6 protein-coding genes are annotated in these 15,201 nt (G+C 52.0%); all 6 read right to left on the reverse strand.

Annotated features, from left to right (window positions below):
* The gene (locus tag JIN87_RS03355) at window positions 1–2,271 is read right to left on the reverse strand and encodes an alpha-L-fucosidase (protein WP_200354104.1); all 2,271 of its coding nucleotides are present in this window, start codon (window positions 2,269–2,271) and stop codon (window positions 1–3) included.
* A gap of 156 nt (window positions 2,272–2,427) precedes the next feature.
* Window positions 2,428–5,964 (reverse strand): TonB-dependent receptor plug domain-containing protein, encoded by a 3,537-nt coding sequence (locus tag JIN87_RS03360; protein WP_200354105.1) that lies wholly within the window; start codon window positions 5,962–5,964, stop codon window positions 2,428–2,430.
* Between the two features lie 236 nt (window positions 5,965–6,200).
* Window positions 6,201–10,022: a hybrid sensor histidine kinase/response regulator transcription factor gene (locus tag JIN87_RS28705; RefSeq protein WP_200354106.1), complete on the reverse strand. Its 3,822-nt coding sequence runs from the start codon at window positions 10,020–10,022 to the stop codon at window positions 6,201–6,203.
* Between the two features lie 174 nt (window positions 10,023–10,196).
* Window positions 10,197–13,037 carry a right-handed parallel beta-helix repeat-containing protein gene (locus JIN87_RS03370; RefSeq protein WP_200354107.1) on the reverse strand — a complete coding sequence of 947 codons (2,841 nt, stop codon included), beginning with the start codon at window positions 13,035–13,037 and terminating at the stop codon, window positions 10,197–10,199.
* A gap of 192 nt (window positions 13,038–13,229) precedes the next feature.
* Window positions 13,230–14,669 carry a DUF1593 domain-containing protein gene (locus JIN87_RS03375; RefSeq protein ID WP_200354108.1) on the reverse strand — a complete coding sequence of 480 codons (1,440 nt, stop codon included), beginning with the start codon at window positions 14,667–14,669 and terminating at the stop codon, window positions 13,230–13,232.
* A 124-nt stretch (window positions 14,670–14,793) separates the two neighbouring features.
* Window positions 14,794–15,201 (reverse strand): glycoside hydrolase family 95-like protein (locus JIN87_RS03380; protein WP_345780779.1); only part of this gene is annotated, 408 nt, incomplete at its 5' end.

Here is a 15,201-nt window from a genome sequence, read left to right on the forward strand (position 1 = left end):
CTACAAAAAACGTATTTCGATAACTTCGTGTAATCCATCCGGACCGGCCGATGGATTGTTGATCATTAAAGTACCAGCCTCATACCTAAACGGGACAGCTTCGCCTGTTCGCAAGGACTTGGCTGACGTTATTCGTGGAACATTGTTTACTCGAATCGGCTTCCCCGGCTCGCAGTGTTCGTAAAACGCCCCTTTCTGCCATTGCGATTCACCAGGCCGCGCGTGCAGGTACCAGATTCCCCCATCTTTAGAGGTAGTAACGGGAACATTGGATTCCTCTGGAAAATGAGTCCCCTCAACCTCGAACATGGAAACAGCGCCCCACTCCATCCAGCGTCCCATTTTAGCGAACGCATCATAGTTTGCTTCCGGCAGCGTACCGTCTTCGCGAGGCTTGATATTAAGCAACATATTGCCGCCCCAACAACGCACCCGAGCGAGAGCAAACAGTATGCCCTCCAAACCACCAACGTGCTCACTATCGCCAGTGCGGCCTTCGTAAAACCAACCCTTTCCTCGGTTGAAATTCATACACACCTCCCACTTTCGGCCAAGCTTCTGCAGGAGCTTCATGTTCTCCCAATTGACCATATGGAAATTCTCTGGAGTTACGTAATGCGCGCCCGGATACGTTCCTTTCTTAACGCCTCCATGATGGAAGTTGCCACGGTTATTAAAGAGCATGTTCGGGTTGTATCTCTCGGCTGTCTCTTCGAGAGAAACTGGCAACCCCGAGTCCCACCACCATAGGTCAGGCCGATAACGATCCATGACCTCAAACGCGATCTGCCTTTTTTGCTCAACAATATCCATTGGTAGAGCTTCTAAAGTCTGAGCATCAAATGGCTGGCCGGCGAAGTTCCACCCCTTCTCTTTGTCCCAGCTGTAGTTCATGTATTCGCGATCCAACCACCAATCGACACCCGAGAAATAAAATCCGAGCTTCATGCCGTTGTTACGCACCGCATCAGCGTAGGGCTGAAGCAAGTCACGACCTTCGAGGTAGGTCTGGGTTCCCAAGTCGCTATGTGCACTCGGCCAAAGCGTATACCCGTCATGATGCTTGGAAGTAAGGACCGCATAACGAAAACCAGCCTTGCTAGCCGCCTTCATCCACGGTTCAGGATCATAGCTCTTTGCCGTGAATTTTCCCATCGAGGTTTCGTAGTACTCTTTGGCAATCACCATAGGACGGTTCGAGCCGTCCTTGGCCTGTCGCCTCATCACCCAAGGAGAACCATAATGCGCGGAAGCCGGACCCCAGTGCATAAACAACCCGAGTCCGGCGTCCTCGAACCAGTCCGCTTCTTTAGGCATGGGCAGAGGATTCGAGAGCTTCAGGCGCCAATGCAGGCCATCTTCGCTCGCCCCATCCATCTTGGCAGCGAGTTCGGCGATCTCCTTGTTATCAGCGTCTTCTTTATTCGGAAGATAGCCGAGAGAAGTCAAAAACGTATCCGCGTCTTGCAGCGTCTGAAAATACATCTTTTCGCTGCGCTCTCGATTGAAGAATGCGTGTGGCTGCCCCTTATAGATGATCAAATCGCAACGAAGCCCCAGTTCACTCATTCTTTCTTTGTAAGCCTTCGCACTCTTAGCCTTGAAAGCCGTATCCAAAGATCCGGTAAGGATGAGAGTTGGCGGAGCATCCGAACCAATGTTGTGCAAGGGCGAAAAGTCGCGCCAATACTCCTTTACCCGATTGTGCCCGAACCCGATTGAACTGTTGTCAGCTACGGGATTCAGGAGCACCAAGGCATCAGGAACGCAGCTAATAGCAGTATCCTCACCTTCCTCATCATACTTCCTCAAGGTCGCTGTGGCAGCTGCCATGTGCCCGCCAGCAGAACCTCCCCCAGCAGCAATTCTATTCGGATCGATTCCTAACTCGTCTGCATGAGCGCGAACCCAGCGAATTGCGGACTTAGCATCTTTGACACACTCTTGGGGAGTTGTTCCGTGCCCTTTTTCTGTACGGTAGGAAGCTGTCATAGCTACCATACCGCGCTCCGCGAGGTATTCACACTGCCCTGAGAAATGGGTGTATCCACCGCCTCGCCATCCTCCACCGTGGAAGAAAACGATAGCTGGAGTCTTGTGGCTAGTATCGTGTCCGGGCGGTTCGAAAATATGTAGTTTCAGCTCAACGTCACCGATCGTCTTGTATATTTCAATACGGTCTGCAGACGGTAGCCCTTGATCACCCGTTGCGGTAAGCCCCCCTAAAAACAGGGCAGAAATGAGAATAGAAATATGTAGTTTGGGAAACATATTTTGTCGGTCTAGCGGATCACGACATTTCATTAAGCACAGGAAACGTAGATGAGTCAGACACAGCCTTACCCAAGCACTTCCTGTGCATAATGAAAGTGCAGCAATGCTCCACCCGCTACCCACGGGTGGAGCTAGTACTTAAACTACTACAACCTAGAACTTAAATGAGTTGGTGAGCGTAACCTTTGTAGGTGGTGTGAAACGCGCGACCGCGAGCTCACCATCCGGATTACGGCGAACCGCCTGCATGCCGTCAGAACCGAACGCGTTCCAAGCGTTTAGACGAACGGTCCAATTGATACCGTTTTGGAACTTCTTACGATAGCTCAGGTTCACGTTGCCAGACCAGATGTCCGGATCGTAGAACGCATCTTCAAGGATCGGTACTACGAAGCCGTCTTCATTCCGATAGAATGGGTAACCGGTCGCGATCTTGTCTTGCCAGCGAACACCTGCGCCAACACCAAATCCCTTCAGGAAGTGGTCGTTTTGGAAGGTGTAATTAGCGACAAAGTTCACGCGCCACTTACGTTGCTCCTCACTCACTTGACCTTCCTTTGTCTGGGAGGCTGCAAGCGGTGATTCCACACGTTGGTCGTAACGACTTGCGAATGTGTTGTTCGCATCAGCGAGCGGATTGTCGCGGACGTTACCCAAACCGGACTCTTGGATATTTGCAGAAATCTGCTCGACCAGTCCTGCCGTAATCGGAGCAATTCCGCTCAGCGTGGTTTCCTGGAAAGCAACGTTTCCGGTCAAGCGAAGCCCCTTGATTGGGTTACCAGTAACCTCGAGTTCGAAACCTTCGGCACTTGAGTTAGTGATGCCTGTAACACTACCGAAATCATTGCTCACGACCATACCTGTCGCAGAATCATAGCGTGGGTTGAGGCGTGAACGAACTGGCTCAGGGAGCAAGCTTGCGTACAACTCGTACATGTCGGCGTATGAGTTGACCATTACAGTCTGCCCGTCACCAGTGACGAACTCGTTCAAGGCTCCGTACTTTGGAGTCTTCATCGCATCGAACTCACCTGCATTGAAGGTCGCGTACATTCGAGTCAACGCGTCATGTGGACCGGATACAGGATCCCATTCGGAAGGATCGACTTCTGGAGTGTAGAACGGACGACCTGCGGCTTGCGCTTCAGCCAAACGTCCCATCCAGTTGGTGATGTTGTTGGTACTCCAGTTAACTGCTCCACCAGCTCCACCAGGGAGCGTGTTGTTGATGGAATCCGTTTCGAACCAGTTAGCGCGAATCGAGAGTTTACGGTCAAACATGTCTAGCATGAGGCCGTACTCTGTGGTCTCACCAGTAGGAGGCCCCATGATGTCACCCATGACAGAAGAACGACGACCGCCTGCGGGATCCCAGGAATCGGAGTAGTTATAGAACACGTTCAAGTCAGAGTTGAACGGCAACTCGAAGAGCAGCTTCTCCGGGAACTTCGCAACGATGCTATAGGAAGTCGAGTGCTCGCCAACAACGTCAGCTTCGTCTCTCAAGACCATCGCATCCGGATCGAATCCACCAGCATAACCACCGAATTCTTCATCCCAGAGGCGGGCGTTGGTAGAGTCATCTCCATCCGCATCAAGGTCTTTTTGGATACGAGTGGACACTTGGTCATAGCGATAGCCAAACAATGTGATGAGGTGGTTATCAAGGAACTTACTGTGAAGACTTCCTGACCACGAATCAGTGATTTGCTCATCCATCCAGCCGCCGGCCCAGAGCTCCTTGACCTGGAACTGGCCCTCTTGCTTAACCTTTGTTTCCCAGTCGGTGTAATACATTGTGTATACATCACCGTCTTGAGGTAGCTTCGCATGCATTGGGTAGATACGAACATCCTCCGGACCATTCGCATCGAGCATGCTGTCGCCAACATAAGCCATTGATACAACCAAGCGAGCCCAGTCGCCTTCACCCTTATTTACGAAGCGATTACCGCTTGTATAAGGGGAACCGTCAGCGAAGTTTCCACCCCAGTAGAGGTTGCTCGTCATACCGCGGTTATCAACCGTCTCCTCCGCATAGACTCCAGTCACCGTATGACTTCCAAGGATGGATCCGAGACCACCTTCGAAGTACTCGCGAGAGTCAAGTGTAGCAAACGCGGTCGCTCTAAGAGCCTCCGAATCTACCCAGCGGTGAGAAGTAGGCAATCCGATGTTACGAATGATCGGGCGCGCTACATTCGGATTCTCCACCTGATTGTCGGCAGTGGAGTTCGGCAGTGTCTTTTGGATGTCGATACCGATCGAGTTGAACCCGAAAGTACCACCGTCCGGACCAGTGAACGGGAAGAAGGAGTCACGATGATAGCCTTGCTTGTCGAAACTGAACTCGAGACCAGCCTTTCCGTCCCACATCAATTGCTCGATTACAACGTTCTGTACATCGTAGCTTTCGTTTCTGCGATTGGTATCGCCAGTGAGCTGGTGGTTTTCGTAGTCGAAAACCTTTGTATCCATAATTACTGGATCCGTGAATCCAGCACCTTGGTACTGGCCGTTCGAGAAGATCGAACGAGTCGTCTGGAAACCGTAGTTTTGACCCAGGTTAGAACCCTGGCCACCTGCCAAGTCCGAACCGGGGATCCCCATGTTCGCTGTTCCGTCGCCTGAGCCATTGTAGAACACTCCCAACTGTTGGAAATATGGGAAACCGAGAACGGTCTTGCCCCACGAGCCTTCGTTTGCGTTGCGAAGGTACTTTGGTATCAGCTTAGATGGGTTGATGAAGCCTGGAACCTTCACACCCAGATCGAGATACTTCTCCTTAGGCAGCGTGTGATCCCAATTGAACCAATCGGTGAACGCATCATTTGGCGGGATAACGTTTACTGGATTCTCCTTGAGGGTCGCGACTTCAGCATTCGCGCGGAGAGTCGTACGGCCTAGAAAGCCTCCATCGTCGCCCTTGCGCAAGACGCTGTTAAGAGCGATAAACGCACGTCGATCATCCTGAAACGCTGGCTCCTGCTGGAACTTCTGATCTTCGCGCATCAGATTGAAGCGAATCGCCAAGCGGTCATCGATCAGGACCATGTTGTGGTCCAAAGTCGTCCGGTGGCCGCCCTCGTTATCGAAGGAGAGCGAGAACTCAGTCGGCATGTCTGAAAAGGATGCCTTCTTAGTCGTGTTGTTGATGACACCACCAAGCTGCCCGACACCGAACAGGATGGAGTTAGGTCCGCGATTCAAAGTTACGCGGGAGGTGTTGTAGCGATCGAATGGGATCGGTGAACGGAAGTAGTCCCGGGTATTCTGCGCTCTGGCCAAACCACGAACACGCTGGTTTCCCTGCGGGTTGTCACGAGCTCCGGTCTGGTTGACACGACCTGTCACCGTGCCACCGGCAAAGTTACCTTGCGAACCGCCGATTTCGGTATTGGGCGTAAACGTCAAAAGAGTGGATGCATCCGTAATGCCCGTATCATCCATGAACTCCTCAGTGATGATAGAAATGGCGGTGCCCACCTCGTTCAGATTGGTCTTGAGACGTGTGCCTGCGAGCGTGCTGGTGGCACGATAGCCTTCGTTATCCTCTGCAGTCACCGTAAACGGGCTGAGCTCGAATATCTCTTCACTTGCGTCGTCATCTTGAGCCAAGATATCCGGGCAAATGGAAGCGCCTCCTAACAACAGGAACACGCTTAGTGGGGTATACGATTTTTTCATTAATTCGTAGGGTTGATCTAGTCTAGATTCCCGGCCTCTAAATGCTCAGCCCCATCGGATAAATCGCCTGGGGTAAAGGAGCGATTAGCAAGCAGCAGGAGGTTTGAGCTTAAACTATCTCACGATTTCCCATTTAGCGTTAGGATACCCTATCCAAACATTTGACTCTTCTCTCCACCCGCCACTACCCCTTACGCAGCAAGGCTTTACAAGCTATTCACTACAAAATTAACCAGCTATTTTTGCTGTGCCTTTTCGGCAGCATAGGCGCTTGGCGAGACTCCGAATTCCTTTTTAAAGACCCGGCTGAAGTAGCTTTGGTCTAGGATTCCGATATGCTCGAGAACTTCTGAGATCTTGAGCTTTCCTGATCCAAGCAACTGAGCGGCACGCTTAAGTCGCATCGTCTTGATAAACGGACTTGGACCTTGCCCCGTCAGAGCCTTCAACTTTCGGTAAAGCGTCGTCCGACTCATACCCATCTCAGTGACAAACTGATCCACGTCGAAAGACTCGTCTTTCATCCTCGACTCCACCACTTCGATTGCTTTTCGGAGAATGGCTTCGTCCGTTGAGCTAACCGCCAACTCCGTCGGCTCAACGACGAGCTGTTGCGAAAAGCGCTCCTTGAGGCGACGGCGCGACTCTAGCAAATTCTCAATGCGAGCCGACAGACGGATCATGTTAACCGGTTTCGCAAAGTACTCGTCAGCTCCGGCTTTGATGCCCTCAACCGTATGCTCCTCGGAGCTTCGAGCCGTTAGAATAATAATCGGAATGTGCGAGGTCTCGCGATCCGCCCTCATCTTCCGGCAGAGCTCCAACCCGTCCATCTCAGGCATCATGACATCGCTAATCAAGAGATCTGGATTTTCCTTGTTCGCCAACTCCAGCCCTTGCCTGCCGTTCTCCGCTTCGAGCACCTCGAAACGAGAATGCAACTCATTTCGCATGAAAGTCCGCAGATCTCGGTTGTCCTCTACGACCAAGATCCGGGCTCTCGACTCTGTCACGACCGGTATGTCCTCATCATCAAACTCTGTGGACTCCCCAGTTAAAGTTAGAGGTTCAGACTCTCCAGTCTCAACCAGAGGCAATCGAACTGTAGCACGAGTCCCCTTACCATTTTCTAGAATGGGACTTTCGAGAATTATCTCACCTCCCCAAAGCTGGACAAGCTGGCCAACGAAAGCCAAACCGATGCCAAACCCCTCCCCGCTCTCGGCACCGCGTTTCGCTCGATAAAACGGCTTCAACACCAGATCGATCTGATGAGACGGAATGCCTCTGCCTTCATCCTCCACAATCATGCAACATTCCCGATGTCCCGGCTCCTCCGTAACCGTCATCAGGATACTTACCGTAGATCCTTCCGGAGAGTACTTGATAGCGTTGGATACAAGATTATCGACGATCTTCTGAAGCTTGTCCGCATCGTACGAGCATTCACAGTAGTTCGGATCAGGCCTGTACTCCAGACGTTGTCTCTTCTCCTCTGCCAACGGAAGCAGGCTGTCGACTGACTCCTTAACGAATCCGACGATCTCACCGTGGGCCGGATTGTACTTCGATTTGCCGAGTTCGATCTTTCGAAACTGCAACAACTGATTAATGAGTCCCTGCATCTTGCGAGCATTTCGCAAAGCCAACTGAAGACTGCTCCTCGACTCTGCTGATTTCTCTCGCGATAACAAACTCTCGATAGGTCCAACTATAACAGCCAACGGATTCCTCAACTCGTGCGAAATGTTGGTAAAGAAATCCAACTTAAACTCCTCCATCGCCAACGCAGTCCTGACACGCGCCTTGAAGAGGGCATTAATCAAAAATACCACGAGTCCAAAAACACTGATCGTCAGAGTTATGAACCAAGGACGTTTCCAAAGCGGAGGGGTCACCACAATCCCCATACGACTCGGCGTCGCATCGACATTCCAATCACGATCCCTCGCCCGAACCTCGAACACATAATCACCTGCCTGAAGGTTATCCAGACGAGCACTACGATCCCGCGAGTAAGCGGACCACTCCTGATTCCCAATTCGCCAGGAGTATTCCAGCTCCTCTTCTGCCGTATCTGACCAGTAGTCTTTCCCGGTCCATTCCAATACAATCTGGCTGCCTTCCGGGTAAGCTTTCTCCTCGCCTTTCAAGCTCGTTTCGGGAGCAACCCCGTCAGGCCTGTATCGCACAGTACGAAAAAAGGGACGCCGCTGTTCATTTGCGACGCCTTCTAAAAACCAGGAGCGGTACGCATAGTTGATCCAAAGCGAACCATCGCTACTCTCCTGCATCGTGTCATTCTCCCGCTTGAACAGAGCATTGAACGGAAAGTCCCAATTCGACCAGGTGCGACCATCGAAGCGACTCAGCCCCTTGCTCGTCATCGCCCAAATACCCTTTTGGTTCACACCGTTGTAAAGATAGCTGACTTGATTGCTCCCGACACCACTTGCCTCGTCGTGCAAAGTCCAGTCAACTCCATCGTATTGGTAGATGCCCATTCCCCACGATCCGACCCATAGGTCATTAGCGTCGTCGACAATCATGTGATCGATCCAGTTGTCGTCAAAGAGATCGATCTTCTCAGGAGCAAGCAAACCGCCACTGGTCTGCCGAGTCAGCGACATCGCTCCAAACCAAAGTCCGTCACCGGAACGTTCAACTAGGTTTGCAGTCCGTTTTGGATACACTGGTGGCCCTACATGCGCCCCGACATAACTCCCACGATCGCGGCGAAAAACCACAGCTCCTCCAAATCCCTCCTCAAGGTAATTCGCCTGAGATCCAGAGCCAAATACAACAGAGCCATCCTCCGCTTCAAGTACAGCCAGGTGACTAAATATTTCGCCCGCTCGCGGGAAAACTCGCCTATGCCAAGAACCATTCTCTCGAAAAGAAACCGCCGCAACCCCCTCGTGGTTCCCCGAAGCCCAGAGGGTACCATCGCTCGCGCAAAAGATCCGATTGGGCGTATCCAAAATTTCGTCATTCCTGCTGTAAAGGAGCCATTCTTCAGTTTCAGGATCGTGCGAGACTACACCCCCTCCATGCTCGATGAACCAATGCACCCCATCCTTGTCCTCGCATTGAAAAATGAGCTGAGGATAGGTCTCCCAACGACTATCCGAAAGATCCACCGTATAGATTTTCGATGCCTTTCCTCCAATAAGGATCCGATCCCCTGAAAGCGGCACGATGTAAGTGTACGAAGTTGGAATTGGATACTGCTCCACGTCGTATACACGGAACCCCCTTTCCTTGGACAACTCAGCTAAGTTACGGCCGACGCTCAGCCAAAGCCTCCCAGCCGGAGCCTCCGCTACGCCCATTTGATGCCATGAGAAACGCCCTCCTCCCATTCTTTCCGACGCAACCATGCGTTCGTAGTTTCTGTATCGAAACCAACGTCCCCCAGGGTCGTAGGCTAAAACCCATACATCGCCATTTGCAGTTAGGAGTAGCTTGACCCAATCCGATCCCCCTTCGTCACGATGAAACTCGTATCGCAAGGTCAGTGGACCTTGCTCAGACGCGGCAATATCAAACACCTCGATTTTTGTAGACTCCGCATCAGCAACCCAAAGCCGGTTCTCCGTATCCACTATTGCCGCACAAACCAACTCGAATCCCAAATCCCAAAACTCGTTCGAATCCTCGCCACATCGTATGACGCCAGAACCAACCCCTATCCAAACGCCTCCCTGGGCATCCTCGCAAATTGCATTCCCATATGAAAGCTCACTAAACGCCCCCTCCTCCACGGTCCATTGCCCATCCCTCAAAATGGCGAGATATCGATCCAAGAGCAAATAAACCGCCCCATTTTGGGAAACGTGGAGATCAATTACGGATTCAGCGCTTTCAACTCCTTCCAAGTCAAAGGACTGCACTCCAAAACCATCGTAACGCACAACGCCCTCCTTCCGAGCGAACCAAACATCCCCATCTACTCCTTCAGTCGCATAACGAAACCCGTATCCACTCAAGCCCTCCAGTTCTTTCCAGCGCCAACGCTCTTCTAGCGAGCCCTCCGATCGCACGTCGAAAGGTTGCACTGCAAGCACCATTTGATGCGCAAAGATGCAAAAGAAAAGAACCCAGATTTTGTGCCTTAGAAAAGGGGCCATGTCACAAACAACTCAGATTTTTCCGAACCTCAACTCAATCAGTTTCTTCAATACCCTCGCCCTGATTGACTGCGCTCCGAAGCCGATTCCAACCACAACCCCCTAATTCCATTCCACCCGAACTCGAAAGAGCTCATTGTGTTTTTGTACCCTCTTGTTAAATACAGCACCTTTCTCCGCAAGGGCGATGCTACCTGCTAACGATTCGACTGAAGTCCAATCCCAAGCGTTAGTCGCCCTCTCCAAGATATACAAACGTCCCGGGTGCACAAACGGGCTTGCGATACGAATCGTCAACTCCCCCTCCTCACTGTCGAGATTCACACCGAAAAAGTCGCTCGCGTCATCAAGAAGCGAGCCTACCAACGCTTCCGAAGCATTCCCCACGCCATCTCCATCAAGATCAAGAGCGCCATCAGAGGCATCTTGCATATTCAGTCCTAATTGCATTTCGAGCTCGTCGGATATCCCATCCGCATCGCTATCAGTCGACTCTCCCTGTATCGATAGTTCAACGTCATCAATTAGATAGACGTCATTTCGCAAACTGGGACCGTCGCTATAGAGCGTCCCGTCATCATCGTGATGAATAAAGATGCCGACTCGATTCTCACCATCGACGGCTGCCGCCGCTAACTCATCAGCGTTTAGCTCAAGTTGAAAATCACCGGAATCCCCGATCTGACGCTCCCCCGTCAGTCCAACGGTCTGCTCCTTGATCCTCCGCACTAACGCTCCGCTTTGACCATCGAACTCAGCGAAACCAACGATCACGCCCTCCGCTACATCTAGCACGTTGTCGATTCTCCAGTTTCCCACCACGCGATAGCTCAGCGAAGCGTTCCACAGCTTGCTGGAGATCCATGAAACTACGGTTTCATCATAACCCCACCCCGGCCTGAGCGAACCGCCTTCCAGAATTTGAACCGATCCTTCATCCGCTTCCGTTTGCCAAGATTCCGATCCCCCAGTGAACCAAGCCTCGACAGGAAAACTTCCAGCCGGAACGCCGACCTCGACCACTTCAGAAAAATCCTCGTCCAGAATTACTTCCCCAACCGGCCTCTCGTTTTTCACGGTTTTCGAGGCAAAAGCTGAGCTTGCGGCATTCACCTCACCGGCCTGACTTCTTAGCTGCACGGTATAGCTGTAATTCGTATTAGGCAGCAAACCTTCGTCTTCAAAATGCGGAGACAGCTGCCATTGCGAATCACTGCCGCCAAGATTTCCACTTGTCTCAACGAATCGATACCAGGTGCCGCTCGGAGCATCACCTGCGGACATAGTAATAGTCCGGGCATCGACTGCAGTCGGCTCGAGCTGGAAACTTGATTCCGGGATAGCGTAAGCATCTCCACCAATCTCCACCGCGCCCATATCCGGCAGCCCTAAAATTGGGTTTCCAAAGAAATCCTCCGCCACGTACAAACCGCCCCGCACTCCTATCTCGTCGCCTGGGATCTTTGGAATCTCAATCCCCTGGTCTTCGATCAAAGTACGAGACGCAGGAATGTAGTCCTCAGGAGCTAAGCCTCCCGCATTGGCAAATTGAGGATCCCCGATTCGAGCATCCGTTTCGGTAAACGGAAAATCGTCAGGCAAAATCCCAGCTCGTTGATAGAGATTGTTTTTCCAAACGACTTTGTCCGCGAAGCCTTCTTCGTATTCACGGTAACTCGGGCCAGTAGAGTTAACTGACTCGCCTTCGATATAGAAAATGTTGTTCGCGACCAAGAAGCCGATGGCAGATTCCTGGATGTCGAAAGTACTTCGAATTTCGCTCTTAACGTAGATCGTGTTGTTGTAGATATAGCTGTTGAAGGGGCCAGAACGTGGGGTATTCGAGCCGACGAAGCCGCTCAGCCAAATCACGTGCCCTTCCTGAAACGCGTCATTCTCACCCTTTACGCGGGCTCCGTCATTTATACTGATGTTGTAGCGGTACGCAGAGTTGTGGTCGTTCCCCAAAATCTCGATAAATCCCCCTTCATTATCGATGCTGAGGTTATGCTGCACGATCACGTCACGACAATTGAAGTCGATGTGGATCCCGCAAGAATCCCCTTTCCCGCGGGCGTGCATAAACGCGTTTTTCTCGATAACGACTCGATCGCAGGTCCACGGCCAAATCCCGCTGCCGCGGCCGTGCATTCTCGGATCCGAGAAGGAGCCAGAACCATCCACAACATTGCCTCGAACCAATAAATCGTTCGTCCGTCCCGGTTGAATCGCCGGCCCCCCGATATCCTTCATTCGGTTGTCGAGCACCTCTACGAAATTAAGCTGACTCATCTCGATCGCCTTGAAACCTACAGTCTCGATGCGGTTGTCTTGAATCACGATATTCGAGGAGCTCTGCCCATTTCCACCACTCGCTCGGATGCCCGTTCCGACGTAGGTCGTCTCGTTCTTCCCCTCGTGCTCCCGGGCTTCCTCAGGGAAGATGTGGTGAATAAATAGATTTCTTAAGGTCACAAACTCGCTGCGAGCCCCATTCGCCACATCGACGAGAACTCCATAACGATTGTTTCGAGACTCACCATCCAAGGTCTCGCCACCGTCAGCCGTGATCTCCACATCGCTCACTTCGACATGGGAAACATTACGCAAATGAATGCCCGCAAGGTAGCCTTTGGAATCGATTACTGGCAACTCTCCATCTCCGTAGGAACCAATCTGAATGGGTTGCGATTTCGTGCCCCGCGCTCCCGATAGAAATAGCTTACCCGCAAACCGGCCTCCAGCTTGCAGTCGAATTTCATCTCCAGCCGCGTAGGACTGTTGATTTGCTCGCTCCAAACTCGCCCAAGCCTGATCAGGGCTTGTTCCACTGTTCGAATCACTACCTGCACCGGAATCGAGGTAGTAGGTTTCAGCCGAAGATCCGACGGGAAACGCTAGTATCGTGAGAATCGCTACAACGACTTTGGGAAGGGTAATCATCTGTTTTCGGGGAACTCGCCAAGGTCTGGCAAATCGACCCGCCATTCTAACAGATTTCCCGCGTTTCCTGTTAGAAAGTATGTTTCACCGATTTTGGATTATGTGCACAGCCCACATGCCCTTGAACTTCAATTAGATAGAAACGTTCACAGAAACGAGAACGTCCTCTCCGATACAAGAGGTCAACATCCCCTACGGCTCAATCGTAACCACGACTCGCTTGTATCTTGTAAGCGCAGGAACCCCCTTATCGGTGACCTTTAGGATAAAATGCGCTGTCACCTTCTCCTTCACCTCAGGCGCCGTGTAGCGGACGCGGTCCACGTTTTCAGCTCCATTCTGTTCGATTAGCACCTTGTGCGTTCCAGCTTCCGGATAGTGAAACCAAAGGTAGCTGATGCTATCGCCATCCGGGTCGCTGCTGCCGTAGGCATCGAGGGTGAACTCTTCTCCGGATTTCACCGTAATTTCCTCAGAATGCCTCAATTGAGGTACTGGAGGATGGTTTGCGTCTTCGTAGTCATTGACTGCCCAATCCATACGAGCCGCGAAATCATTCTGAAATTCGTCCCTCCAGCGCCAAAGCGTCACCTGAGCATTCGTAAAGCTCCTTCTGCTTCGCTCCACCGCTCTCCCGTATTCATTAGGAAGATACGGCTTATAAGTATCCATAGCGTTCGTCCAGATCGGACGAGTCTCAGCTTCCGGAACTACAATCGATCCACGATCCTTCACGCCAATAAAGCTTGGGCGATAGAGCTCGTAGCGACCTCCCCAGCCTCCCCAATTGGGTTTCTCCGGGAAATTCAGTCCGTTTGGCAAAAGTCCAAGGAACGCGGGAGAATCCCCCTCCATGCCCCAAGCCACGTCGGGATATACCGCACCAAGCGCCCCATGCCCTTGCTGGATGTGCTCCCCCAGCCATGGATTGCTAATCGCGGAGTTATCGACGCCCTGGTACTTGTTTTTGATCCCAATCCATGTAGACGCGCCATAGTCGTCCCCAGGAGAAACGATATAGAACAATTCGGGAAATTCCTTCCGGATCCAAATCGCGCTATCGTCCTGATCCGAAATGGCGTAGACGCGTAATTTGGAAACAAGCTCGCTCGCCTCGTCCTGAGTGCGGGTCTTATCGATTTTGCGAAGCGCTTGAGCCAAAACATTCGCGCCCCCCCAAACCGAAATCCACAAGGGGCGTTCATCCCCGTTTTCCAGAACCTCGATAATCAAATCGGATCCCTCCGTATCCATATCATCGCCGACTCCCTCCATTCCATACTTTGCAATTCCCTCCTTCGACACCGCTCTTAGCTCGTCCGCCGTCGGATAACCTGCTTCGTGTTTCAGCAGGTTCGGCTGCACTTTCTCGTAAGCCGTCAAGATCGTCTCGATAAAGTCAGGCCGGATCTCGTCGGTTTGCCAACAAGAGGTAGTGGCGACGATTCCCTCGATATCGATTTGATTCGCATAGAGCAGCAAGCGTACGAGCGACTGCTCATCATCTGGGTCCGCCCCCATATCCGTCAGAACGATCATCCGTTCTTTGAGCTCGGTCGCGGCCGTCGGAGCTCCCATGAAGCTTCCCAAGAAGGAACAAAAAACCACTAAGGTAATGATGCGAGTCTTCATGCAGCACTCTTTACCATTTTTTGCAAAACCTCAAAGCCCACACGCATTAAAAGTGAAACTTTCGCCGCCGCCTACGAACACTCCCCCAGGCTCCGGAGACACGAACACTAGGGCTTTCCCCAAATCAGAACGAATCGCCTTCGACCTGTAAGGGAATTCCAGCCGAAACCGCAACGCGCTTAACTGCGTCACCATAACGTAAAACGCCTGAATTTCGCTTCTCGGAGCGCAGCGTCGCCTCCCTCAAACGTCCCTCGCTCCACGATAGATCAACCTCAAATCCACCACGCACCCTCAGCCCTCTCACCTCACCCTTCGGCCATTCCGCGGGCAAGGCAGGCAACAAGTGAATCTCCCCCGCATGCGATTGGATCAGCATTTCCGCAACTCCCGCGGCTCCCCCAAAGTTTCCATCGATTTGGAAGGGCGGATGATTGTCCAGCATCGAGGGCAACATCGACTTCGCAAAGAGCATCTGCAAATTCTCGTAGGCCGTTCGCCCATCCATAAGCCGGGCATAGAAATTGATAAT

It is taken from the genome of Pelagicoccus mobilis (genome assembly GCF_016595505.1).
In the GTDB taxonomy this organism is placed as follows: Bacteria; Verrucomicrobiota; Verrucomicrobiia; order Opitutales; family Opitutaceae; genus Pelagicoccus; species Pelagicoccus mobilis.